At 62.1% G+C, this 21,554-nt stretch carries 24 protein-coding genes and 1 pseudogene; 16 read left to right on the top strand and 9 right to left on the bottom strand.

What is annotated here, in order from left to right; genetic code table 11:
- The first annotated feature begins 14 nt into the window (after positions 1 to 14).
- The 7 genes from EFQ99_RS25600 to EFQ99_RS25630 all read left to right on the top strand — a co-directional run bounded on the left by EFQ99_RS25600 (position 15) and on the right by EFQ99_RS25630 (position 6,991).
- On the top strand, positions 15 to 989 hold the full coding sequence (locus tag EFQ99_RS25600; protein WP_126924001.1) for a sialic acid TRAP transporter substrate-binding protein SiaP: 975 nt from the start codon (positions 15 to 17) through the stop codon (positions 987 to 989).
- A 60-nt stretch (positions 990 to 1,049) separates the two neighbouring features.
- Positions 1,050 to 1,622: a TRAP transporter small permease gene (locus EFQ99_RS25605; RefSeq protein WP_126924002.1), complete on the top strand. Its 573-nt coding sequence runs from the start codon at positions 1,050 to 1,052 to the stop codon at positions 1,620 to 1,622.
- 4 nt (positions 1,623 to 1,626) lie between these two features.
- Positions 1,627 to 3,033: a TRAP transporter large permease gene (locus EFQ99_RS25610; protein WP_126924003.1), complete on the top strand. Its 1,407-nt coding sequence runs from the start codon at positions 1,627 to 1,629 to the stop codon at positions 3,031 to 3,033.
- Between the two features lie 9 nt (positions 3,034 to 3,042).
- Positions 3,043 to 4,077 carry an L-idonate 5-dehydrogenase gene (locus tag EFQ99_RS25615; protein ID WP_126924004.1) on the top strand — a complete coding sequence of 345 codons (1,035 nt, stop codon included), beginning with the start codon at positions 3,043 to 3,045 and terminating at the stop codon, positions 4,075 to 4,077.
- 207 nt (positions 4,078 to 4,284) lie between these two features.
- Positions 4,285 to 4,833: a carboxymuconolactone decarboxylase family protein gene (locus EFQ99_RS25620; protein WP_245441585.1), complete on the top strand. Its 549-nt coding sequence runs from the start codon at positions 4,285 to 4,287 to the stop codon at positions 4,831 to 4,833.
- A gap of 49 nt (positions 4,834 to 4,882) precedes the next feature.
- Positions 4,883 to 5,728, top strand: coding sequence for a helix-turn-helix domain-containing protein (locus EFQ99_RS25625; protein ID WP_126924006.1), 846 nt, complete (start codon positions 4,883 to 4,885; stop codon positions 5,726 to 5,728).
- A gap of 120 nt (positions 5,729 to 5,848) precedes the next feature.
- Positions 5,849 to 6,991 (top strand): GGDEF domain-containing protein, encoded by a 1,143-nt coding sequence (locus EFQ99_RS25630; protein WP_126924007.1) that lies wholly within the window; start codon positions 5,849 to 5,851, stop codon positions 6,989 to 6,991.
- Here EFQ99_RS25630 and EFQ99_RS25635 read toward each other — a convergent pair.
- Positions 6,984 to 7,421 (bottom strand): VOC family protein, encoded by a 438-nt coding sequence (locus tag EFQ99_RS25635; RefSeq protein WP_126924008.1) that lies wholly within the window; start codon positions 7,419 to 7,421, stop codon positions 6,984 to 6,986. The genes EFQ99_RS25630 and EFQ99_RS25635 overlap by 8 nt on opposite strands.
- Before the next feature lie 139 nt (positions 7,422 to 7,560).
- Positions 7,561 to 8,856 (bottom strand): annotated as a pseudogene (locus EFQ99_RS25640) (GGDEF domain-containing protein).
- A gap of 198 nt (positions 8,857 to 9,054) precedes the next feature.
- On the opposite strand from EFQ99_RS25640, the gene EFQ99_RS25645 reads away from it, so the two are divergent.
- The 3 genes from EFQ99_RS25645 (at position 9,055) to EFQ99_RS25655 (ending at position 11,768) form a co-directional block, all read left to right on the top strand.
- Complete coding sequence (locus tag EFQ99_RS25645) at positions 9,055 to 10,749, top strand: sensor histidine kinase (RefSeq protein WP_126924009.1); 1,695 nt, start codon at positions 9,055 to 9,057, stop codon at positions 10,747 to 10,749.
- 258 nt (positions 10,750 to 11,007) lie between these two features.
- Positions 11,008 to 11,265 carry a YgaP family membrane protein gene (locus EFQ99_RS36320; protein WP_126924010.1) on the top strand — a complete coding sequence of 86 codons (258 nt, stop codon included), beginning with the start codon at positions 11,008 to 11,010 and terminating at the stop codon, positions 11,263 to 11,265.
- A complete protein-coding gene (locus tag EFQ99_RS25655) occupies positions 11,262 to 11,768 on the top strand; it encodes an RNA polymerase sigma factor (RefSeq protein WP_126924011.1) in 507 nt (168 codons plus the stop codon). The genes EFQ99_RS36320 and EFQ99_RS25655 overlap by 4 nt, the downstream gene beginning before the upstream one ends.
- A 324-nt stretch (positions 11,769 to 12,092) precedes the next feature.
- Here the strand turns inward: EFQ99_RS25655 and EFQ99_RS25660 are convergent, their stop codons facing one another.
- Together EFQ99_RS25660 and EFQ99_RS25665 are read right to left on the bottom strand one after the other, a co-directional pair.
- Positions 12,093 to 12,611 carry a hypothetical protein gene (locus EFQ99_RS25660; RefSeq protein WP_126924012.1) on the bottom strand — a complete coding sequence of 173 codons (519 nt, stop codon included), beginning with the start codon at positions 12,609 to 12,611 and terminating at the stop codon, positions 12,093 to 12,095.
- Positions 12,612 to 12,709: 98 nt separating this feature from the next.
- A complete protein-coding gene (locus tag EFQ99_RS25665) occupies positions 12,710 to 13,249 on the bottom strand; it encodes a GXWXG domain-containing protein (protein ID WP_126924013.1) in 540 nt (179 codons plus the stop codon).
- Between the two features lie 104 nt (positions 13,250 to 13,353).
- Here EFQ99_RS25665 and EFQ99_RS25670 point away from each other — a divergent pair, with 104 nt between their 5' ends.
- Positions 13,354 to 14,220, top strand: a complete 867-nt coding sequence (locus tag EFQ99_RS25670) for a hypothetical protein (RefSeq protein ID WP_126924014.1) — start codon at positions 13,354 to 13,356, stop codon at positions 14,218 to 14,220.
- Positions 14,221 to 14,263: 43 nt separating this feature from the next.
- Here EFQ99_RS25670 and EFQ99_RS25675 read toward each other — a convergent pair whose 3' ends face one another.
- Positions 14,264 to 14,761 carry a metallophosphoesterase family protein gene (locus tag EFQ99_RS25675; protein ID WP_126924066.1) on the bottom strand — a complete coding sequence of 166 codons (498 nt, stop codon included), beginning with the start codon at positions 14,759 to 14,761 and terminating at the stop codon, positions 14,264 to 14,266.
- A 138-nt stretch (positions 14,762 to 14,899) separates the two neighbouring features.
- Between EFQ99_RS25675 and EFQ99_RS25680 the strand changes: the two genes are divergently transcribed.
- Complete coding sequence (locus EFQ99_RS25680) at positions 14,900 to 15,373, top strand: NUDIX hydrolase (protein WP_126924015.1); 474 nt, start codon at positions 14,900 to 14,902, stop codon at positions 15,371 to 15,373.
- 77 nt (positions 15,374 to 15,450) lie between these two features.
- On the opposite strand, the gene EFQ99_RS25685 is transcribed toward EFQ99_RS25680, so the two are convergent.
- The 3 genes from EFQ99_RS25685 to EFQ99_RS25695 are packed head-to-tail and all read right to left on the bottom strand — an operon-like array spanning position 15,451 to position 16,804.
- The gene (locus EFQ99_RS25685; RefSeq protein ID WP_126924016.1) at positions 15,451 to 15,924 is read right to left on the bottom strand and encodes a nucleoside deaminase; all 474 of its coding nucleotides are present in this window, start codon (positions 15,922 to 15,924) and stop codon (positions 15,451 to 15,453) included.
- Positions 15,925 to 15,938: 14 nt separating this feature from the next.
- Positions 15,939 to 16,358: a nuclear transport factor 2 family protein gene (locus EFQ99_RS25690; RefSeq protein ID WP_126924017.1), complete on the bottom strand. Its 420-nt coding sequence runs from the start codon at positions 16,356 to 16,358 to the stop codon at positions 15,939 to 15,941.
- Positions 16,355 to 16,804 (bottom strand): VOC family protein, encoded by a 450-nt coding sequence (locus tag EFQ99_RS25695; protein WP_126924018.1) that lies wholly within the window; start codon positions 16,802 to 16,804, stop codon positions 16,355 to 16,357. Before EFQ99_RS25695 ends, EFQ99_RS25690 begins: the two co-directional genes overlap by 4 nt.
- Before the next feature lie 51 nt (positions 16,805 to 16,855).
- On the opposite strand from EFQ99_RS25695, the gene EFQ99_RS25700 reads away from it, so the two are divergent.
- Complete coding sequence (locus EFQ99_RS25700; RefSeq protein ID WP_126924019.1) at positions 16,856 to 17,458, top strand: TetR/AcrR family transcriptional regulator; 603 nt, start codon at positions 16,856 to 16,858, stop codon at positions 17,456 to 17,458.
- A gap of 93 nt (positions 17,459 to 17,551) precedes the next feature.
- On the opposite strand, the gene EFQ99_RS25705 is transcribed toward EFQ99_RS25700, so the two are convergent.
- Positions 17,552 to 18,541 carry a LacI family DNA-binding transcriptional regulator gene (locus EFQ99_RS25705; protein WP_126924020.1) on the bottom strand — a complete coding sequence of 330 codons (990 nt, stop codon included), beginning with the start codon at positions 18,539 to 18,541 and terminating at the stop codon, positions 17,552 to 17,554.
- A 216-nt stretch (positions 18,542 to 18,757) separates the two neighbouring features.
- Here EFQ99_RS25705 and ltnD point away from each other — a divergent pair, with 216 nt between their 5' ends.
- Genes ltnD through otnC form a run of 3 tightly spaced genes read left to right on the top strand, consistent with a single transcriptional unit; the run spans position 18,758 to position 21,552 of the window.
- Complete coding sequence (gene ltnD / locus EFQ99_RS25710; RefSeq protein ID WP_342635429.1) at positions 18,758 to 19,624, top strand: L-threonate dehydrogenase; 867 nt, start codon at positions 18,758 to 18,760, stop codon at positions 19,622 to 19,624.
- A gap of 6 nt (positions 19,625 to 19,630) precedes the next feature.
- Positions 19,631 to 20,905: a 3-oxo-tetronate kinase gene (gene otnK, locus EFQ99_RS25715; protein ID WP_126924021.1), complete on the top strand. Its 1,275-nt coding sequence runs from the start codon at positions 19,631 to 19,633 to the stop codon at positions 20,903 to 20,905.
- Complete coding sequence (gene otnC / locus EFQ99_RS25720; RefSeq protein WP_126924022.1) at positions 20,902 to 21,552, top strand: 3-oxo-tetronate 4-phosphate decarboxylase; 651 nt, start codon at positions 20,902 to 20,904, stop codon at positions 21,550 to 21,552. The genes otnK and otnC overlap by 4 nt, the downstream gene beginning before the upstream one ends.
- Positions 21,553 to 21,554 lie beyond the last annotated feature (2 nt).

The raw sequence follows: 21,554 nt of genomic DNA on the forward strand, positions 1-21,554 counted from the left end.
GGGAGGAGAGAGCGATGAAGAGCAGACTGGCAACGATACTTTGCACCGCAGCCGCGATCATGGCATCGACGGCGATTGCGCACGCCGAGACAGTGCTGAAATGGGCGCATGTCTATGAAACCTCCGAGCCATTCCACACGGATTCCGTCTGGGCTGCGGGAGAAATCGCCAAGCGCACCGACGGGCGCTACAAGATCGAGGTCTATCCGGCCTCGCAGCTCGGCAAGGAAGCCGACATCAACCAGGGCCTCAAGCTCGGAACGGTCGATATCATCATCTCAGGATCGAGCTTTGCGGCGCGCGACTACAAGCCGATCGGCGTCACCTACTTCCCCTATATTTTCCGCGGTCCCGACCACCTGATCGCCTATACGAAGAGCGACGTCTTCAAGCGTCTTGCCAAAGGCTATGAAGACAAGACCGGCAACCATATCGCCGCCGTCAGCTATTACGGCACGCGCCACACGACCTCGAACAAGCCCATCGCCAAATGCGCCGACATGCAGGGCCTGAAGATCCGCGTGCCCGACGTTCCGGCCTATCTCGCCATGCCGCGCGCCTGCGGCGCCAACACGACGCCGATCGCCTTTGCCGAGGTCTATCTCGCTTTGCAGAACGGCACCGTCGAGGCGCAGGAAAATCCGCTGACGACGATCGAGGCGAAGAAGTTCTACGAAGTCCAGAAGAACATCATCCTCACCGGTCATATCGTCGATCACCTGAACACGGTGATCTCCAAGCAGCTGTGGGCGAAGCTCTCCGACGAGGACAAGAAGATCTTCGGCGAGGTGATGCAGGAAGCCGCCGAGCGCACCAGCAAGACGATCGCCGGTAAGGAAAACAGCCTGATCGCGACCTTCAAGGACAAGGGCCTCAACGTCGCCGAGGTCGACAAAGCAGACTTCGAGAAGACCGTGATGGAAAAGGTCAAGTTCGAGGACTTCGGCTACGACAAGGCCGATTGGGAAGCGATCCGGGCGATTCAGTAAAGCTTGCGGCGCGACGTCTCGACGTCGCGCCCTTCTTCCCCAACTCAGACAAGGCCGATCATGTCGCAAGAAATCCACACCCCCATCACGGCCGAGGAGATCGGCCACGAATTCGAGGGACACGCGCCGACCGCCAACGTCTCGGACTACGCCATCGAGGATTGGATCACGCTTGTTGTCTTCTGGCTGATGGCCGGCTGCGTCTTCCTGCAGTTCTTCACCCGCTATGTGCTGAACGACAGCTACGCCTGGACCGAGGAAATCGCCATCAACTGCCTGATCGCAGTCGTCTTTCTCGGCTCCGCCATGTGCGTGCGCATGTCGCGCCATATCCAGGTTGATGTGTTCTATCACTATATGCCGGTAGGGCTGGCGCGCGTGCTCGCGACCTTTGTCGATATCGTCCGCATCAGCTTTTTCGCCTATGGCTGCACCCTGATGTGGCGCTATGTCGACATTGTCGCCGACGAGCAAATGGTCACCATCGAGCTGCCGCGCAACATCGTGTTCTACTCCGTTCTCGCAGCCTTCGTGCTGATGCTGCTCCGTGCGGTCATCGTCTTCATCGCCAACATTCGCCGCGGCTACTCCGTCCTGGAGCGCCCGGAAGAATTCCAGACCGTCGAGGGTTGATCCGATGCTGCTGCTTCTTGGCTCGTTTCTGGTGCTGATGCTGGTCGGTGTGCCCGTCGCCATCTCGATGGCCGTCGCATCCGTGCTTTACATCGTTCTCTATGGCGTGGCGCCCGACATCATCGTCGCCCAGCGCATGATCGCCGGCGTCGAAAGCTTCCCGCTGCTCGCCGTTCCCTTCTTCATCCTGGCCGGCAATCTGATGAATTCGGCCGGTGTCACCGGCCGCATCTATTCCTTTGCGGTCGCCCTCGTCGGCTGGATGAAGGGCGGGCTCGCGCAGGTCAACATCATCGGCTCCGTCATTTTCTCCGGCATGTCCGGCACGGCGCTCGCCGATGCGGCCGGCATCGGCACGATCGAGATCAAGGCGATGAAGGATCACGGCTATCCGGTCGAGGCCGCGGTCGGCGTGACGGCTGCCTCCGCCACGCTCGGGCCGATCTTCCCGCCGTCCTTGCCTTTCGTCATCTACGGCATGATGGCGAATGTCTCGATCGGCGCTCTCTTCATGGCGGGCATCCTGCCCGGCGTCGTCATGACGCTCTTGATGATGATCACAGTCGCCGCCTTCGCCTATTGGAAGCGCTGGGGCTCGGACGCGCCGTTCGATGTACGCCAGCTCCTGTCGGCGGGAATGGAAATCGTCGTCGTGCTGCTGGTGCCGGTAGCGATCTATCTGATGATGCAGGTGGGCGTATCGATGAACGCCGCAGCGGGCATTGCCCTTGCCGCGCTTCTGGCGCTGGACTGGTATTTCCGCTTTTCCGCCGTCATGGCGCTGATGACCCCGGTCATCCTGATCGGCGGCATGACGATGGGCTGGTTCACGCCGACGGAGGCCGCCGTCGCCGCCGTCCTCTGGTCGCTGTTCCTCGGCCTAGTGCGCTACCGCACGATGACGCTCTCCACGCTCGCTAAGGCAAGCTTCGATACGATCGAGACGACGGCATCGGTTCTCTTCATCGTCACTGCGGCATCGGTCTTCGCCTGGCTGCTCACGGTCAGCCAGGCCGCACAGCTGCTCTCCGATGCGATCCTGTCGATCACCGACAACAAGTGGGTGTTCCTGATCCTGGTGAACCTGCTGATGCTGTTCGTCGGCTGCTTCCTGGATACGATTGCGGCGATCACCATCCTCGTGCCGATCCTTCTGCCTATTGTCGCGAGGTTCGGCATCGATCCCGTCCAGTTCGGCCTCATCATGACACTGAACCTGATGATTGGCCTGCTGCATCCGCCGCTCGGCATGGTACTCTTCGTTCTGTCGCGGGTCGCCAAGCTCTCGGTCGAGCGCACGACCATGGCGATCCTGCCCTGGCTGGTGCCGCTCTTCCTGGCGCTGATCCTGATCACCTTCGTTCCGGCCATATCACTCTGGCTGCCGCAGCAGCTCGGGTTGTTGCGATAGGAGCCCGCAATGCAGACACGTCTGGCACGGCTTTACCAGAAGGGCGATCTCAGGATCGAAACCGACACCGTTCCGGCGCCCGGTCCAGGCGAGGTGCTTCTGCAAATGGCGGCCGCAGGCATCTGCGGCTCCGACCTGCATTATTACCAGGACGGCGGCTTCGGGCCGATCCGGGTTCGTGAGCCGATCATACCCGGCCACGAGGCCTCGGGGATCGTCAGCCAGGCGGGCGAGGGGGTCGACCTCGAAGCCGGCACGCTGGTCGCGGTCAATCCCAGCCAGCCTTGCGGCCACTGCGAATATTGCTCGAAGGGCCTGCCGATCCACTGCCTCGAGATGCGCTTCATGGGCAGCGCGATGCGCCTGCCGCATGAGCAGGGTATGTTCCGGGAATGGCTTGTCGTGCCGGCTAGGCAATGCTTCGAAGCGGGAGCGGCGACGACCGCAGCGGAAGCCGCCTGCAGCGAACCGCTCGCCGTCTGCCTGCACGCGGCATTGCGCGCGGGTCATATCGAAGGCAAGCGCGTCCTCGTCACCGGCGCTGGCCCGATCGGCTGCCTGATGGTCGCCGTCGCCCGTCATCATGGCGCAGCCGAGATCGTCGTGACCGATCTTGCCGGTGCGGCGCTGGAGAGAGCAGAAGCGATGGGCGCCAGCCGCACGGTCAATGTTTCCGAAGGGCCTGCGGCGCTTGCCGAATTCGAAGCGGGAAAAGGCTATTTCGATATCGTCTTCGAATGCTCGGCCGCAGCACCCGCCATCCGCAGCGCGATTGCGGCGATCAGGCCGCGCGGCACAATCGTCCAGGTCGGTGTCACCGGCGAGATCCCGATGCCGCTCAATGCCATCGTCGGCAAGGAGCTTCATATCCACGGCACCCAGCGTTTCCACGAAGAATTCGCCATCGCCGTCGCCCTGATCGCAAGTCGCAGCATCGACGTGAAACCGATCATCCGCCACAGCCTGCCGCTCGAAGAGGCGAATGCAGCCTTCATCCTCGCCGGTGACCGCACGGTCGCCTGTAAGGTGCAGCTTACGTTTTAGAGCAGAGGCGCCTGTTTCCGGACCGAAGCCCGCTCTTTACTCCGCCCCGTGGCGAGGATCTGCTACCCTCTCGACCGGTCGGCGCCGACGCGAACCCGGCGCCGCCTCGTGGCGGCAACTACCTGCGATGTAATTGAGACCATGCACTCCGATCGGCATGCTGCAATTGCGCTGAGACAGCGCAGGAACTCATCGAGGAGAGTCGTGATGAACTTCGAAATCCACAACACCGACACCGCGCCTGAAGGATCGAAAGCCGCTTTGAACGGGCTGAAGGCGGCGTTCGGTTTCGTGCCCAACATCGCCGGCGCCATGGCGGCTTCACCCGTCCTTGTCAATTGCCTTGCTGCCCTGTTCCAGAATGTCCATGGCGGCAGTTTTACCGAACGCCAGATACAGATCCTGCTGCTCACCAACGCCGTGACCAATGGCGCGGAGTGGGCGGTCGGGTTTCATAGTTTCCTCGCTGGGGAACAAGGCGTCGCGCCGAGGGATGTCGAGGCGATCCGCTATGGTTATCTTCCCTCCGATCCGAGCGATGCCGCCCTTTCCAGGTTTGCCCGCGCGCTTATCCAGGCGAGGGGGCAGGTCGCCCCGGAGGATGCGGAGCAATTTCTGAAGGCCGGTTTCGACCGGAACCGCCTGCTTGAAGTCATTGCCGTCGTGGCGGCATCCACCATCACCAACTATACCGCAGGCGTTACGCATCCGCCGCTCGAAGCACCCTTCGACGCCCACGCCTGGAATAAGAATTAGGCCACGCCCGGTGGAGCGCCACGGGCAAAACCAAATCCGGGAGAGAGCGATGTCGACACTATCTCAGACCATTCATCGTCCGCGGCCGGCGATAGGAGAGCTGCTGCGGCACTGGCGCGCCCTGAGAGGAAAGTCGCAGCTTGATCTCGCTCTGGACACGGGCATTTCGCAAAAGCACGTCAGCTTCGTCGAAACGGGACGGTCTGCCCCCAGCCGTCAGATGGTGATCGACCTTGCCGATGCGCTCAGCGTTCCCCTGCGCGAGCGAAACGAAATCATGCTCGCCGCCGGCTACGCCCCTCATTATGCCAAGGGCACGCCCGGGGAGTTGCCTGTCGAAATCGACCGTGCGATCGGCCGAATGCTGCGCCAGCATCAACCCTTTCCGGCGCTCGTCCTGGATCGCTACTGGAACGTCATCAGGACGAATGAGGCAGCACCTGCCTTCTTCGGCAAATTCGTCGATCTTCAAAGCCGGCCGACGCCTCGCAACCTTTTGCATCTCGTTTTCGATCCGCAGGGCCTGCGCCCGTTTATCGCCAATTTCGCGGAGACGGCGCGCGGCCTGCTGTGGCGGGTCAGGCGCGAATGCGTAGGCGGGATCGTCGACAAGGCAACGGAACGCTTGTTGGCGGAACTCGCCGCCTATCCCGGCGCGCCAAGCCTGAATGACTGCGATCCGGAAGAGCAAAATAGGAGCCTGGCGGTCATCCCGCTGAAATTTCAAGCTGCCGGCAAGGCGCTGCCGATGTTTTCGATGATCACCACCGTGGGAACGCCGCAGACGATCGCCACGGAGGAGATTCGATTGGAATCGATGTTTCCGGCCGACGATGCAGCGGAGAATGATTATCTCGAATTTATGGAGCTGTCGCAGCCCGCGCAGCCGGATTGACTTTTTGCAGCAGGGCCGAGCGGTTCGCTGCCTTCATCAAGCATCAAGCAAGAAGATTCACATAAACGTAGCTGTTGTTGATTATCTCCGTCGGCGTCTTTCTTGGCTCAGAGTTCGTCGATGGATCTTGCTACGGTTCTTCTTCTCCATAAGTCATCGTTCATCGTTGGCGCATTATGCTTTTTCTATATGAGATGGCGGTCCCGGGAGCCCGGCCTTGAGCTTCTCGCGGTTGGCGATTGCCTTCTCGCCTTCGCCTCCACGCTCGCGGGAATGGGCGAGCAGGGTTCACTTCGCTATGAAATCTGGACCTTCGGGAGCTTTTCCGTCGGAGTGACCGGCTACGCGCTGATGGCTGTTGGGATCATCCAGCTAAGCGGGCACCGACGCAGGCTTTCAGATTGGCTGCTGGTGACAGCCGCGCTCATCCTGTCAATTGTCGTCGGCGTCACGCATTGGTATCTCGATAATCAAATGCGGGCCGCGGTATTCAACGCAAACGCTTCGATCTTCCTCCTCATCTCTTCCGCTGCCATCATGGTGGATTTTCTCGGTGATCGCTTGCCCGGAAGAATCGGTCTTGCCGCATCACTTATGGCCGCGATGATATTCTCGGCATTGGTCGTCCTTGGGTTGGTGTTTCCAGAATATGGTCCGATCGCCCCGCGGAATGCCTTCTTCATGCTCATCATCTGCCACTTTTCGGTGGCGTTGTTCGTGGTGGTTCTCGTGCAGGAGAGGGCGGAAGCCAAGTTAAGTCGTCTTGCAAATACCGACGCCTTAACGGGCATTCCCAACCGCCAGAACTTCCTTGCCTCTCTCCCGCACCAACTTAAGCAAGGTGATGGCTTCATCATGATAGATATCGATCACTTCAAGTCGGTCAACGACCGGCATGGCCATGAGATCGGTGATGCTGTCCTTGTCGGCGTCGCGCAAACCATCGCCGCCGCCGCTGGACGGAAGCTGCTGCTCGGCCGCCTCGGCGGGGAAGAGTTCGCGTTGTTCCTGCGCGACCAAACGGACGACACTCTGTTCGCGACGGCTGACGTCATCCGGAGAGAGATCAGCGGCTTGGCCTTTGCCGTCGAGGCCGGGACCGTAACACCAACCGTAAGCGCGGGCGTTGCGCTCTGGAGTGGCGAATGCGATGCGACAAAGCTGCGTGACCGCGCAGATCAAGCCCTCTACCGGGCGAAGCGCGGCGGGCGTGACAGGGTCGAAATGTACGCTGCCGCCAGCACCGTCACTGCGCTCAATTGAGTTCCTGGGCTAACCCGATGAGAAGGCCTTCGGGCCCGCGGATGTAGCAGAGCAAATAAACGTCCTTGTACCGGACGACCTCGCCGACGAGCTCAGCGCCGCGCGCACGCAGCCTTTCAAGCGTCTCGTCGATATCGTCGACGGTGAACATGGCGCGGAGGTATCCGAGAGCGTTGACCGGGGCGTTGCGGTGACCTGCGACGATATCAGGCTTGATAAAGCGGGAGAGCTCGAGCCGGCTGTGCCCATCAGGCGTGCGCATCATGGCAATCTCGACATGCTGATCGCCCAGTCCGGTGACACGTCCGGCCCATTCTCCTTCGATCGTGGCCCGCCCTTCGAACTCGAGGCCAAGTTCGCGAAAGAAATCGATCGCCTCGCCGAGGTCTTCGACGACGATACCTATGTTGTCCATCCGCTTGAGCGCCATGTTGCCAATCTCCGAGCTGTCGTTTCAATCGACGAGGTGTCGCCTCGCCTCACAAAGGACGTTTGAGGTGTCCCGACACCGACAGCCATTCACGCCCAATTCGCTGCTTTTCACATCAGCGCCATGGCCGATACGCGACTTACCGCAGTGCGGCGGTCTGCTCGGCGGCCTGCCGCGGCCGGCGAAAGATGGAGACCTGGTTGCGTCCCGCCTGCTTGGCGCGATAAAGGGCCATGTCGGCCTGGTGCTGGAGATTATCCAGCGAAATCTCGGAATCGAGAGCCGATTTCACCGCCACCCCCACGCTCAGCGTTACCGAAGGCCCGACGGCGGAAGAGGGGTTGGGAAGGGCGGCGGCTTCGACGCTCTCGCGGATGCGCTTGGCGATCGCCACGGCCTCTTCTTCGTCGACGCCTGGAAGCACAATCAGGAATTCCTCGCCGCCGTGGCGCGAGACGAGGTCGCGGTCGGCGCGCACGCTGCTCTGGATGATGCCGGCCACCTTGACGAGGCAGCGGTCGCCCTCGCTGTGGCCGAGACTATCGTTCAGCGCCTTGAAGTGATCGATGTCGCACATCAGCATGGACGCGACGACGCCGGCCTCACCTTTGCTCCGCCAGAGTTCCTCCAGCGTCTCCATCATCCAGCGGCGGTTGGCAATGCCCGTCAGGGGATCGGTTCTCGCCAGCCGCTCCAGCCGGGCATTGGCATCGGCAAGTTCCGCGACGCGGCGCTAGTCTCGGCAATCGAGCAGGAATGTCTTCTGCGCCAGGATGTTCATCGTCCGCCGGGCAACCACGGTCGCGATGATGCCGCAGGAAAAGAACAGGGTTCCTGCAATAACGCTGCCCGTTTCCACGAGCGGGTTGAACCACTGAAAGATAAAGTAGAGGCAGAGGGCATAACAGGCGATCGCGACCGTCCATGCCAGCGGCACGCTGAAGATGGTGATCGCGCTCGTTGCGACGAACAGCATGATGGTCAGATGCCGCTCATAGAATTCGCCGCCGGCAAAGACGCCGACCAGCGCCACCGACAGAAGAATGAGGAACATTCCCCCGAGAAGCGATGCGCGCTGAACCGCCGCCGGACGCGGCTTGCACCAGAGGAGCGTCGTTGCAATTGCCGCCGGCGGCAGAAGGCAGGCGGGGGCAACCATCGCCAGCGCAATCGGATGGGGAAGCAGGATGGCGTTCAGCGCCAGCGTCAGAACGTCGACGAATGCCACCCATGTCATCCAGGAGCGGATGACTTTCGCCGTCTGCCGCCATGCTCTTTCATCGAAGCGGCGGCGCAGCTCGGCAGTCAGTCTTATATCGCGGGTTCGCCCCGATAAAAGCCGTTCGACTTCGGCCGACATCGCACTCGTCAGCGGCCGCGGCGAAGCCGGCCCGGCAGCGGAATTCTGGGAAGAAGCGCTTCTGGCATCGTTCATCCTTGCAATATCTAGCCACAATCCGGACGTCGGCAAGGCTCGGGCACAAACGCGCTTTCGGAGTGGTTAGCTTCCCGTTCTTACCGGCCAAGCGCATGTCCGAATTCGCACATTTGGAATTTTGCGGGGCAAGATTGCCGACCCGGTCTGGGCGAGATCGCCTCGATCGTGCTACCACCACTGGCGAGGGGGTACGGGATGAGACTCAAACTGGTTGCAGTTGCGGTCGCGGCGCTGGCGCCTGTGGTGGCGATGCTCGCCTATAACGAAGTGGCGCTACGCCACCAGCGAAATGAAGAAGTGCGCGCATCGGCGGCGCAGGCGGCGAGGCAGGCATCGTCGGAAGTCGAAAGGATCGTCGAGGGCCTGCATGGCCTTCTCGTGTCCGTCTCCGCCATGCCCTCCGTCCGGCACCTCGACGTCGGCACTTGCAACGAGGCCCTCAAATCGGTTGCCGAAAGCATTCCGAACGTCAGCACCATCTTCGTCGTCGGGCTCGACGGGCGGCCGGTCTGCGGCAGCACCGCGTTTCCAGACGGAGTGGTGTTTTCCGATCGCGACTATTTCCGGCAGATTTTGAAGACCAAGGACTTCACCGTCGGCACCTACACGCAAAGCCGTCTTTCCGACAAGCACGTGCTGCCGCTCGCAATGCCCTTGATGGAAGGCGACGTCCTCAAGGCTGTCATCGTCAGCGGCATCCGGATGGACTGGCTGCAGAACCGCATCACCGAACGCGGCGTCGCTCCCGGCAATGCGGTGACGATCGCCGACGGCAAGGGAACCATCGTCGCGCGCGTTCCCCTTGCGGAGCAATTCGTCGGCACCGTGATCCCCGACGAATACCAGCGACTGGTCCATGCCGAACAGCCCGACGTGATCGAGGTCACGAGCCGGGACGGAATGGTGCGTATCGTCGGCTATCGCCCGATCGCGCTGCCATCCAGCCCCCTTTATGTCAGCGCCAGCTTTTCCAAGCCGGAGGCCTTCGCGCCAATCGAGCGGGCGACGCTGATGAACACGCTCGCCATCATCGGCGGAGCGCTGTTTTCGCTCGCCGCCGCAATCTTCATCGGCAACCGCTTCATCCTCGTGCCGATCTGGCGGATCGCCGACGTCATGGAGAAGTGGCGCGGCGGCCAGACCTCGGCCAGAACCGGCATGACGGGATCGGACGAGCTGGCAGTGGTCGGCGCCACCTTCGATCGGCTGCTGGACGAACTCGAGGAGCGCAGGCGCCGCAACGACGAAGCGGAAGCAGAGCGGATCCTTCTCGTCCGCGAACTGGCGCACCGGGTCAAAAACGGCTTCACCCTCGTCCAGGCGATCGCCCGGCAGACGTTCTCGCGCTCCGATCCGGAACGCTACAATTCCTTTGCCGAAAGGCTCGCGGCGCTGGCGGGCACTTATGATCTCATTCTGTCCGGGGAAGCATCGGCCTCATCGGTCAGGGAGATCGTCTCCGCCGCCTTGCGGGCGCATGTGGCCTCGGAGGCCGAACATATTCGTCTCGACGGAGCGGACGTGGTTCTCCCCGCCGACATCGCCCTGCCGCTTTCGCTGGTGATCCATGAACTCGCGACCAATGCCACGAAGTACGGAAGCCTCGGAAGCGAGGACGGAACTGTGGCAATCGAGTGGAAGCGCGATCAAGGCCGCGTCCTGCTGCTGTGGACCGAATCCGGCGGGCCGCCGGTGTCGAAACCGACGAAGAGGGGCTTCGGCTCAATCCTCATCGAGCGTGCCTTCCCGGCAAAGGCACGGGCGCGATCCCACTCGGACTACAGGCCCGAAGGTCTCGTCTTCGAACTCGCCTTTTCGATCGAGGAACCTGCCGCGAAGGGGGATATCGAAAGTTGCAGCCGGGAAACCGTGCATACGAGCGGAAGGTGAAATCTTAGATCCTGCTCATTCGCCTGAAGTCCATCACCCGCTTCAGCTGAGCATCGATCTCCATAACAGGGGGGTCGAACTTGCACGCCGATAAGGGATCAATATTCCGCGTCGGTTGACACAATCCGGTTAAAAATCAAACCGTAGCCATGGGTTGCGGTCCGCAATAAGATTTTCAGCAGCCTGCTAACCGGTTCGGTGCAGTGCAGATTTTTTCCAAACCTTGAACCCTTTTTGCTTCGGCAAGGCTCTTATCTGATGTTAACGCCTTATGAAAAGGAGCGACAAGTGTTTTACACGAAGAACCTTCCCAGGTGGGAGAGGATCGCCCGTCTGTTAGCTGCTGCGGCCATGGGCTCCTGCGCCGTTCATTTTTGGGGCTCGCCCGTCGGCTACCTCTGGGCCGCACTGGTTATTCCCATGGTATTCACGTCCACGATCGGTTTCTGTCCGATGTGCGCTTTGGCTGGTCGAAAGATCGCAGCAAAGAACAAACAGCTTAAGGGGTCGGAATGACTCCCCTGGCCCGGCAAGAGCTGATCGAGGCAGCAAGACACGGAGACGAGCAGGCGCTTGTGCTTCTGCTCGACGTCTGTCGGCCCAATTTGCGTCGCTACGCCCGCCGCAACTGCGCAACCGAAGACGTGGAAGAGGCCGTTCAGGATGCTCTGTTCATCCTTTATCGCCGTCTTGGCACGTTACGAACTGTCGCGACTTTCTCTGGTTGGCTTTTTCAGATCGTCAAACGTACCTGCCTACGCAGGCTGCAGAGGCGTAAATCGGAAGTGTTCGCCGAGGAGAAAGACGAGCAATCGTACGATTCCTCGGATCTGGAGATGCGGTTAGACCTTTGTCGTTCCATCATGATGTTGCCCGCTATCTATCGGGACGTCGTCATCCTGCGCGATATCAAGGGACTTACGGCGGAGGAGGCAGCGAGCAAGCTCGGCACCTCAGTCGAGGCTACCAAAAGTCGGCTGCACCGCGGTCGGTATTTGATCCGTCAATCGCTTGCATAAGGGACGCAACATGACGTTCGGCAATCGCAACCTTTCCATTCACCTCGTTAAGGGCGCGGGTGGCTTCTCCGCATTAGCGTGCGCCTTGGCAACTATGAATGAAACTCTATGGCCATCGCTCGTTCTGTTGCCTTTGTCACTATACCTGCTTCGGGGCTGCCCGATGTGCTGGACGATCGGTCTGTTTGAAACTGTAGTGATGCGTTTTCACCGACGTTGGACCGATGATGGGTCGTGAGGATCCATAGCGGTACTTGGCAGATTTTCAGCAAAGGGCGGCCCGCCTGCGCATCCGTGGCGTAGCGATTCCGAACCGGCGGCGTCCTATCTGCTTGCCGTGGAGGGGCGTTGCAGATCGATGCGGCTCGTCACCACGGATCGGCCCGACGTGAGGTCGCGGTCGACCGTCTGCAGCCGCAGCCGGTCCTGCCCGACTTTCTCGATCATGAGCGTTGCGTTCCGATCGCCATTGACCACCCGGGCCCAGGTGACGTTGAGGTTGAGCCTGTTGCCCTGCCGGCTTCCCACGAGCTTCGAGGGCTGTCCTGACGGTCCGATGTAATTACCGCTATAGCGCTGTCCCGATGCCTTGACGTTTGCCGAGAACGCCCTGGTGAAGACCGCAAGCCCGCGACATTGGCCGTTCATCGAAACGGCGGAAGCGGTGGCGTCCGATCTCAGGGTACAGGAGACGTTGAAGCTCGCGCCGCCGATCCTGGTCAGCACCATCCCGGTCCCGCTCCAGTCGCCTCCCAAAGACTGCAGGAACCCCGCGTCCGACATCTGAGCGTGAGCCGGCAGGCAGGTGAGCGACAGCAAAGTGGTGATCAGGACAGCGCGCATGACGGCACCCCCAGGGTTGCGTGCGGTAGCAACAGGATAGCACATCGCATTGTTCCCGCATTCAGGCGATGCGGCGGCATTTGCACCCGCTTCGTCCTTCACGTGTACGTGTTCTGCCGCGGGGCGGTGTCCACCCTCCGGAGTTTGAAGAAGAAACGGCGGGTGTCACCCTCGACGCACATCATGCCGGCCAGCTCCTGGTCGTTGATCCGGCCGAAGTAATCTATAACCGGCTGGCGGTCGTAGATCATTGCGGCAGTGGCCGCATCCTCGAGGGTCCGCAGCTTCAGCGATGCGATCGTGCCCCTCGCGCGGCATGCCTTCTGCAGATAGGAAAATCCGCCGCGGGCAAGACCCGTGCGCCCGAACGGCCCCGCCTTGATCGCCAGCCCAATCGGCACGAAGCCGAGGTCGATCGCCACCAGCCGATCCGGCCGCCACTGAAAGAGCAGCGCGTCGGCGCGCATGTCCGCGTGGAAACGCTTGCCGAACCAGCCGAGATTCTCCAGCACGCCATCGAGCGGATGGCCCGAGGGGATGCCGGCGCCTTTCCAGAGGCCGAGCATCTCGATCGGCTGGACAGGCTCCAGCGACCGGAACCAGGTGATCGTCTCGTTCTGCTGATCCATGGTTTTCATCTATGCTCCTTCGCCGTAGGATCAAGTCTCCCGGCAAGCGGCGGGTTTCTTCAGTTCGCTGCTGCGGCTGGCAACTGCTTGGAGCAGGTGTTCGTTTCGACCTCATGAGCAAGAATGACGTTCCAACCAGCAAGGACGGTGAAGCGCCTGTCGAGAGCGTTTCGTTCCCGTTCGACAGGATGACCGTCCAGCGCTTTCGCGAGACCTTCCCCCGCGCGCGCTGGAGCGACACGCTGCGGGCATGGACGGTTCCCGGCAAGACGGCGCGCCGCCGCATCGACCGCTGGCTGACCCGCGAAGCCGCGCGGGCCGATGTGTTTGCCGCCGAGAAGGGTCGGGACGCCTATGCGTTCGAGCCGATCCTCAGTCCCTATCTCGACGTCATCAAGACGGGCTTGCGCATCCGCACACCCTTCTCGAAAACGGTCGTCGACGAACTTCGCCAAGTGCCCTTCGCCCGATGGAACGGCGAGCTCAGCGTCTGGGAAGTTCCCTTCGCCTCCTATGACGAACTCCAGCATCGCTGGGACGCGATAGAGGCGGCGGCGAAGCGCGCCGAACCGGAAGAGCGCCGCAAACGGGCGGAAGCGCGCAAAGGCAGCGAGGACGAGGCGAAGACCCGGCGCCGGTCGGCCGAAAGGAAACGCCATCGTCTGCCGGTGCCGGCCGACGATCTTCCGCCGCCGGAGCGCCCGGTGGCGACCTCCGCTTACGGGATCGTCGTCGTGACTGATATAACAGGCGAAGTCGTCGATCCCGATCCTGTTGCCGAGTTTTATGCCGATGCCGGGGGCGAAGACGTCTGGGCGACGTGGCGGCTGCCGACGCTGGACGAGCTTATCCATACCTGGCCGGCAAAGACCGCAGCGGGCGAGCATGAACGCAAGCGGGGCTGGTGGCAGCCGACTATCTGGGAACTCAGGGAGGCGAGGCGGACGGCGCGGTCGCGGGAGCGTAGAAAGGCCCGTTGAAACCAGAGCTGCCGGCCGGCGTCGGCTCAGCGGGACTTCGTGGTCATTGCCGCGGCTTCACCGACAATAGCGTTTCCAGGGACACCGGGCGAAGGCCCTGTGCATCGACGCCGACATCGTATTGCCGGGGCAGGGGCTTCAGGCGGCCATGGGAATGCCCATGCAGGTTGAGCGACTTTCTGCCGATCTTGTTCCAGGTGCGGAAAGGATAGTGGCAGAGGATCAGCAGATGGTCGTCCAGCGTCATCTCGCAATAGTGCTGGACGCTCGCCCATCCCGTCGCCTGCGTCGTCGTCTCCGGATCGTTGTTTCCGATGATGAGATGCTTTCGCCCATTCAGCATGGAGAGCAGCTGGTCACAGTCGCCGCCGCGAAAATGCATGAAGTCGCCGAGATGCCAGATGTCATCCTCCTGCCCGACGATCTCGTTCCAGTTCCGTATCAGGGCGACGTCGTGCGCGGCCATGTCGGGAAACGGACGCCGGTCGATCTGAAGGACGCGTCTGTCGGCAAAATGCGTGTCGCTGGTGAAGTAGATCATCCGACAGAGATGGGGCGCTCGGCGCAGTTGAACAGCCATTCGCACGCAGGTCGAAACGAAATCCCATGGACATGGTATTCTCCTTACATCGGCAAGCAGCCGCCAAGGAGGAGACCATGACCGTTCCGGGAACAGCCGATGCCGGTCCGTAGCGCCGGGCTTCTCATCCATCGCCGTTTCGAGACGGAGCTGGAAGTCCTGCTCGTCCATCCCGGCGGCCCGTTCTGGGCGAAGAAGGACGAGGGTGCATGGTCGATCCCGAAAGGACTGGTGGAAGCTGGCGAAGACGAGCTGTCGGCAGCGATCCGCGAGACGCGGGAAGAACTCGGCATCGAGATATCAGGAGACTTCGCCCCGCTCGGCGAATATCGCCAACCCAGCGGAAAAGTGGTGGTCGTCTGGTCCGTAGAGGCGGACGCGGCGATTGAGGTCGGCAACATCAGGAGTTCGGAATTCCAGATGGAATGGCCTCCGAAATCGGGCCGCATACAGGCTTTTCCCGAGGTCGACCGGGCGGGATGGTTTCCGATCGCCGTGGCCGAGATCAAGATCCTCAAAGGCCAGTTTGCAATGCTTGCCGACCTCGTAAAACAGCTTGGTCAAACGAAATGAGCGGGCAAAGCCCGCCGAAGCGGCCTTTTCCGGCAGAGCTAGAGCGGTTCAGCTTTTCATGGAAGCGTAGACCCGCTTCAAGCCTTGCCCAGATGCTTCGGCCAGAACTCCTGATGTATTTCGGCCGCTTCGTCTTCGAGGTTCGTCGGACCGACCACGGTGACCACGCGCGCGCCGGTCTGCAATACCGCCCGGCTCGGCACGTTCAACCCGATCCCGGCAATCTCGCCAAGTCGCGTTTCGGAGCAGGCAAACACCATACGTCCGATGCCCGACCAGTAGATCGCCCCGGAGCACATCGCGCACGGCTCCGTGCTGGTGTAGAGCGTGCAGTCGGCAAGATATGCAGTGTCGTAGTGCTGCGCCGCCAGTTTAACCAGGTTCATCTCGGCGTGGTTCGTCATATCTCGGCCGGTGAAGACGCTGTTTTCGGCACGCAGGATGACTTCGCCGTCCTTCACCAGCACGGAGCCAAACGGTTCGTCGCCGCCTTCCATCGCGGATTTCGAGAGCGCTATCGCCTCGCGTAAAAACGGCTCGTGGTTTTCCATCGGAGTCCCCCCAGCTAGAGCGGGATGATTTTGTCTGGAATCGAAGGGATTTCCAAGGGGCTGCAAACAGGCGTGAGGTGGGTCAGCACGCACCGCCACCTGTTGTTCTCCCGGTGATAGACGTCAGTGATCCATTCGTCGGCTGATATCGGTTCGCCACGGAACATGCCCGTGTTCTGCCCGCGACCGGTAACCGTGGCGACATTGCCGAGCAGATGGACGTGATGCGTCGTCTTGGTCATCGTGTTGTGGCTCAGGACACCGGATCCGATCGCCGAGAGAATAGCCTGTGCAGGGATTGGGCCACGCTCAGGCGTCACCAGCACCCAATCCTCAGTGATGCAGGCGGCGATCTGGGCGGGATCGTTGGAAACCATCGCCGCGTTGAAGGCGCGCTCAGCCTCCTCGAGCGCTTCAAGGGCTGGCGCACTCATGCCGACATGTCCTCGTTCCAGCGGCGCTGCATCTCCTCAGGCGTGACCTGCTCGATGGTTTGCGACAACATCCAGCGATGACCGAACGGATCAAGCACCTGCGCCACCCGCTCGCCAAAACTCTGGTCGGTCGCTGGACGCAACATCGTCGCCCCGGCCGACAGCGCCTGCGCCAGTGCTGCGTCGGTCGACACCGTGTCCATGTGGAAGGTTACCGGCGAGCCTCCGACAACATCGGGAGACAGGGCTCCGAAGTCAGGATATTCGTCTGCCAGCATCATCAGCGTCTCTCCGAAACGCAGCTCGGCATGGCCGATCCGCCCGTCCGAAGGATCGGTCATGCGGAAGACTTCCGTGGCGCCGAAAGCCTCTTTGTAGAAGTCGATGGCCCGTGCCGCATCCTTGACGATGAAGTAGGCGCTCACTTTTCGGGTAAAACTCGGCATGGATGATCCTCCTTGACTGGGTCTTATATTAACGTTACGTATCGTAAAGATATGAGTCAAGAGAGTAACGCAACACCGAAGAAACGAGGGCGGCCGCCAAGCGCTGCCGCGCAGAAGCGCGCCTTGGAGGCCGCCCATGAAATCCTGATGACCGAAGGTTTTGGCCGCATGACGATCGAAGCCGTGGCGGCACGGTCCGGGGTCGGCAAGCCGACGATCTACCGCTCCTGGGCCAACGCGCAGGAACTGGCGATGGCCGCTCTTCTGGTCAACCGGCTACCGGAAGCCGAAGTTGGAGGGGGCACGGCGCAGGCGGCTCTCGTCGCGCAGATGAGAGGACTGGTGACTGCCTTTGCGAGCACGCGTGGGCGGCAGATCACGATGGCACTCGCGGCCGCCGACCCGGAAAGCGAATTCACCAAGGCCTTCCGCAATCGGGTGATCCTGTCGAGCCGCAACGCGGGTCGTGTCATCCTGGAGGAGGCTCTGGCTCGGGGAGAGATCGTTCCGCCCGTTGATATGGACGCGCTGCTCGACATGATCTACGGACCGGTCTTCTTCCGGCTGCTGGTCGGCCATCGCCCGGTCTCGCCGGAGTTTGGCGATGCAATCGTCAGAACCGCGTTGCGGGCCGTTGCACCGTCGGGCGCGTGAGACCCTCACGTCGCTACTGATGAAGCCGACATCCCGCCTGCCTGCCTGCTCATCGCGGCGCATGAAGGTGAGAACGGCGTTCTCGGCATCGACCTAGATCCCGGTGATCTCCGGTTGGAAGGCGATCACTTTTTCGGAAGGCGGGCTGCCGCGGCGTACAGACAGCAGCAGGGTCGCGGCGGCTTCGCCCATGCGGCGGCGTGGCGAGATCGAAGTCGCGATCTTGATCGGCAGCGCGCGGGCGATGTCGAGCCCGTTGAAGCCGGCGATGAGGATTTCTCCGGGAGAGGAAACCCCGAGTTCCAGGCAGGCGAAGGCGCCGCCGGTCGCCATGTCGTCGCTGGAATAGTAGATGCAGTCGAGATCGCGGGTCGTCGCCAGCATTGACATGGTCAGCTGCTTGCCATGCGCGATAGAGGAATAGGCGCCGTCGATCCGCTCGTGCAGGAAAGAAAGACCGTTCTCGCGCAGCACCTTCTCGAAGCCAGCCTTGCGCTTGCCGGCGCGCAAGTCTCTCTCCAGCCCGCAGCCGATATAGCCGAACCGCCGCCGGCCGGCCGCAAGCAGCGCCGCCGCCATCTCCTCTCCGGCCTTGCCATGCGAAAGCCCGACGTTGAAATCGACGGGCGTGCCGTCGAGGTCTATCAGCTGGATGACGGGGATATCGGCATGCTGGAGCATCCTGACCGTCTCGGGCGGCTGGTCGAGCCCCGTCACGATGATGGCGGCTGGCCGCCAGGAGAGCATGTCGCGGATGATCTCGCGCTCCTTGGCCATGTCGTAATCGGAGATGCCGAAAACCGCCTGCATGCCGGAGCCCCGCAGACCGGCGGAAATGCCCGCCAGCATCTCGGGAAAGACGATGTTCAACATGCTGGGAACGACGACGGCGACAAGGTTGGTGCGCTGCGAGGACAGCGAGAGCGCCAGCTGGTTGCCGACATAGCTCAGCCGCTCGGCCTCCTGCAGCACTTTTTCCCGCGTTTCCTTGGAGACGTCGGCGGCACCCCGAAGCGCGCGAGATGCCGTCATCTTGCTGACGCCGGCGGCAGCGGCAACCTCTTCCAGTGTGGATTTGCGCATCGCGGTGGTTCCTATCTGCCAACTGCCGCGTAAGCCGGCAACGACAGATTCATAGGCCATTTTGTAAAAAAGGAAAGCAACCAACGCTTGACACAGCCGCTTGAAATGAGCTTTGTTATCGATACCGGTATCGGTAACAGCCCCCGAAAACTTGTGTGGCACAGGAGAATAGCCGTGCGAGGCATCAGCAAATCAGCAGTCATCGGGCTCGGCTCCATGGGCTGGGGCGCGGCTTTCTCGCTTCTGAGGGCAGGTTTTGCCGTCAACGGCTGCGACGTCCGCCCCGAAGTGCTGCAGCGCTTTGCCGAAGCGGGCGGCACGGCTTGCGACACGCCGGCGGCGGCGGCCGATGGTGCGGAGGCCGTCTTCGTTTACGTCGTCAACAACACCCAGGTCGAGCATGTGCTGTTCGGCCCGCAGGGCGCGCTGGAAACGGCCGCGGCCGGCACCGTCTTCCTGCTCTGCACCACGATGGCGCCGAGCGCCACGATCGCCATTTCCGAGCGCCTTGAGGCAGCCGGCATGCTGGTCGTCGATGCGCCTGTTTCAGGCGGCCACGTCAAGGCGCTTTCCGGCGAGATCACCATCATGGCCTCGGGTTCGAACGCGGCTTTCGAGCGCGCGGGTGCCGCCCTTGACGCCATCTCGGCCAAGATCTTCCGGCTCGGCGACCAACCCGGCCCCGGCTCCCAGGTCAAGATGATCAACCAGCTTCTGGCCGGCGTCCATATCGCCGCCACCGCGGAAGCGATGACGCTCGCCGCCAAGGCGGGCATTGACCTCCAGACGCTCTATGATGTGTTGCGCGTTTCGGCGGGCTCCTCCTGGATGTTCGAAAACCGCGGCGAACACATCGTCGCGGGCGACTACACGCCCCGTTCGGCGGTCGATATTTTCGTCAAGGATCTCGGCATCGTGCGGTCGGAGGCCGAGCGCACCGGCGGCGTCACGCCGCTAGCCGCCACAGCCCTTGATCTCTTCGTCGAGGCCTCAGAGGCCGGTCTCGGGCGCGAGGACGACGCGGCGGTGGCAAAGATCCTGGCGCGCAAATGCGGCGCTACCCTGCCCGGCATGGAAGGCTAGCTTCCCATGAGAACCGTGCTCGGCTGCATCGCGGATGATTTTACCGGCGCAACGGACCTTGCGGCTCTGCTGGCGCGCAGCGGTCTGCCCGTCTCGCTGCGCATCGGCGTGCCCTCAGAGGACGAAAGTGCAGCGGATGCTGCCGCCTTCGAGGTCATCGCGCTCAAATGCCGGACCACGCCGGTGGCAGAGGCCGTCGAAGAGGCAAGCCGGGCCTTCGCCTGGCTGAAGCGGACAGGTGCTGTCCGTTTCTTCTGGAAATATTGCTCGACCTTCGACAGCACTGCTGAAGGCAATATCGGCCCCATTGCCGAAATGCTGATGACCGAACTCGGTGTGAGGCAGACGATCTATTGCCCGGCATTCCCGGAAAACGGCCGCAGCATCTTCATGGGACATCTCTTCGTCGGCGAAGATCTGCTGTCGGAAAGCCCTATGAAGGACCACCCGCTGACGCCGATGCGCGATTCCAGCCTGGTCAGGCTTCTGGCGCCGCAGGTTGGCGGCAAGGTCGGCCTTGCCAATCGCCATGTCGTCGCTCGTGGCGCGGAGGCGCTGAAAGCGCGGCTGGAGGCGCTCGCCGACGATGGCGTGCGGCATGTCATCGTCGATGCCGTTTGCGACGAGGATCTCCGAGCGATCGCCGCTACCACCGCAGATTTTCCGCTCGTGACAGGCGGCAGCGCGGTCGCCGGTCAGCTTCCGCGTCTCTATATCGAGCAAGGCATGGTTTTGCCGCCTTCCGCCAGACGCTCGGGCTCGCCGCCGCAGGGCGGGCAGATCGTGCTGTCGGGCAGCTGCTCGGCAATGACGCGGAGACAAGTTGCCCATTACGGCAGCCAGAGCGCAAGCCTGCGGCTCGACCCACTGACGCTTGCCGCCGAAGGGGCGGGGGCAGCTGAGGCATGGCTGCGGCAGCAGTCGCCCGATGCGCCGAAACTCATTTTCGCAACCGCCGAGCCGGATGACGTCAAGCGGGCGCAGGAAAAGCTCGGCCTGGAAAAGGCAAGCCAGTTGGTGGAGCAGGCGCTTGCCGATCTCGCCCGCGCGGCATTCCGGCGCGGCATCCGCCGCTTCGTCGTCGCCGGCGGCGAAACGTCGGGCGCCGTCACCAAGGCGCTTGGCGTGACACGGCTGGAAATCGGGCCGGAAATTGCCCCCGGCGTTCCCTGGACCTTTGCCGAGGTCGAGGGCGAGCGGATCGCGCTTGCGCTGAAATCAGGCAATTTCGGTCGCGAAACCTTCTTCGAGGACGCGCTCAATCTGTTGGAGGCGGCATGAGCGAAGAGACCCGGCTGCGGGAAGAAATATGCGCCATGGCGAAATCGCTCTTCGATCGCGGCCTGACATCAGGCTCGTCGGGCAATATCTCCGCGCGCCTCGGTGACGGCCGTCTGCTGGTGACGCCAACCGGAAGCTCGTTCGGCCGGCTTGATCCTGCGCGCCTTTCCCTCTTCGATGCCGGCGGCAGGTTGATCGGCGGCGACAAGCCGACGAAGGAAATGCCGCTGCATCAGGCTTTCTACGAGACTCGGGCCGCAAAGACCGGCGCGGTCGTGCATCTTCACTCCTGCCATTCCGTGGCGCTGTCGCTGCTACCCGATGTCGATGCCGAAAACATGCTGCCGCCATTGACGGCCTATTCGATCATGAAGCTCGGCAAGGTGAAGCTGCTTCCCTATTTCATGCCTGGTGATCCGGCGATGGGCGACGCGATCCGCGGCCTTGCCGGCAAACGCAGCGCCGTGATGCTGGCGGCTCATGGTCCCGTCGTCGCGGGAAAAGACCTGGAAGCGGCCGTCTACGCGATCGAGGAACTGGAGGAGACGGCAAAGCTCGCCATGCTGACACGTGACGCCAATCCCACGCTGCTCACAGGTGCGCAGATCGAACAGATCGTGCGGACCTTCGACGTGGAATGGGATTAGCG

The organism is Rhizobium vallis (assembly GCF_003985155.1).
Taxonomy (GTDB): domain Bacteria; phylum Pseudomonadota; class Alphaproteobacteria; order Rhizobiales; family Rhizobiaceae; genus Rhizobium; species Rhizobium vallis.

Excerpts from the sequence above, each read along its gene's own strand:
- EFQ99_RS25600 (WP_126924001.1), top strand. The coding sequence starts at position 15 with ATGAAGAGCAGACTGGCAACGATACTTTGCACCGCAGCCGCGATCATG.
- EFQ99_RS25605 (WP_126924002.1), top strand. The coding sequence starts at position 1,050 with ATGTCGCAAGAAATCCACACCCCCATCACGGCCGAGGAGATCGGCCAC.
- EFQ99_RS25610 (WP_126924003.1), top strand. The coding sequence starts at position 1,627 with ATGCTGCTGCTTCTTGGCTCGTTTCTGGTGCTGATGCTGGTCGGTGTG.
- EFQ99_RS25615 (WP_126924004.1), top strand. The coding sequence starts at position 3,043 with ATGCAGACACGTCTGGCACGGCTTTACCAGAAGGGCGATCTCAGGATC.
- EFQ99_RS25620 (WP_245441585.1), top strand. The coding sequence starts at position 4,285 with ATGAACTTCGAAATCCACAACACCGACACCGCGCCTGAAGGATCGAAA.
- EFQ99_RS25625 (WP_126924006.1), top strand. The coding sequence starts at position 4,883 with ATGTCGACACTATCTCAGACCATTCATCGTCCGCGGCCGGCGATAGGA.
- EFQ99_RS25630 (WP_126924007.1), top strand. The coding sequence starts at position 5,849 with ATGGATCTTGCTACGGTTCTTCTTCTCCATAAGTCATCGTTCATCGTT.
- EFQ99_RS25635 (WP_126924008.1), bottom strand. The coding sequence starts at position 7,421 with ATGGCGCTCAAGCGGATGGACAACATAGGTATCGTCGTCGAAGACCTC.
- EFQ99_RS25645 (WP_126924009.1), top strand. The coding sequence starts at position 9,055 with ATGAGACTCAAACTGGTTGCAGTTGCGGTCGCGGCGCTGGCGCCTGTG.
- EFQ99_RS36320 (WP_126924010.1), top strand. The coding sequence starts at position 11,008 with ATGTTAACGCCTTATGAAAAGGAGCGACAAGTGTTTTACACGAAGAAC.
- EFQ99_RS25655 (WP_126924011.1), top strand. The coding sequence starts at position 11,262 with ATGACTCCCCTGGCCCGGCAAGAGCTGATCGAGGCAGCAAGACACGGA.
- EFQ99_RS25660 (WP_126924012.1), bottom strand. The coding sequence starts at position 12,611 with ATGCGCGCTGTCCTGATCACCACTTTGCTGTCGCTCACCTGCCTGCCG.
- EFQ99_RS25665 (WP_126924013.1), bottom strand. The coding sequence starts at position 13,249 with ATGAAAACCATGGATCAGCAGAACGAGACGATCACCTGGTTCCGGTCG.
- EFQ99_RS25670 (WP_126924014.1), top strand. The coding sequence starts at position 13,354 with ATGAGCAAGAATGACGTTCCAACCAGCAAGGACGGTGAAGCGCCTGTC.
- EFQ99_RS25675 (WP_126924066.1), bottom strand. The coding sequence starts at position 14,761 with ATGATCTACTTCACCAGCGACACGCATTTTGCCGACAGACGCGTCCTT.
- EFQ99_RS25680 (WP_126924015.1), top strand. The coding sequence starts at position 14,900 with ATGCCGGTCCGTAGCGCCGGGCTTCTCATCCATCGCCGTTTCGAGACG.
- EFQ99_RS25685 (WP_126924016.1), bottom strand. The coding sequence starts at position 15,924 with ATGGAAAACCACGAGCCGTTTTTACGCGAGGCGATAGCGCTCTCGAAA.
- EFQ99_RS25690 (WP_126924017.1), bottom strand. The coding sequence starts at position 16,358 with ATGAGTGCGCCAGCCCTTGAAGCGCTCGAGGAGGCTGAGCGCGCCTTC.
- EFQ99_RS25695 (WP_126924018.1), bottom strand. The coding sequence starts at position 16,804 with ATGCCGAGTTTTACCCGAAAAGTGAGCGCCTACTTCATCGTCAAGGAT.
- EFQ99_RS25700 (WP_126924019.1), top strand. The coding sequence starts at position 16,856 with ATGAGTCAAGAGAGTAACGCAACACCGAAGAAACGAGGGCGGCCGCCA.
- EFQ99_RS25705 (WP_126924020.1), bottom strand. The coding sequence starts at position 18,541 with ATGCGCAAATCCACACTGGAAGAGGTTGCCGCTGCCGCCGGCGTCAGC.
- ltnD (WP_342635429.1), top strand. The coding sequence starts at position 18,758 with ATGGGCTGGGGCGCGGCTTTCTCGCTTCTGAGGGCAGGTTTTGCCGTC.
- otnK (WP_126924021.1), top strand. The coding sequence starts at position 19,631 with ATGAGAACCGTGCTCGGCTGCATCGCGGATGATTTTACCGGCGCAACG.
- otnC (WP_126924022.1), top strand. The coding sequence starts at position 20,902 with ATGAGCGAAGAGACCCGGCTGCGGGAAGAAATATGCGCCATGGCGAAA.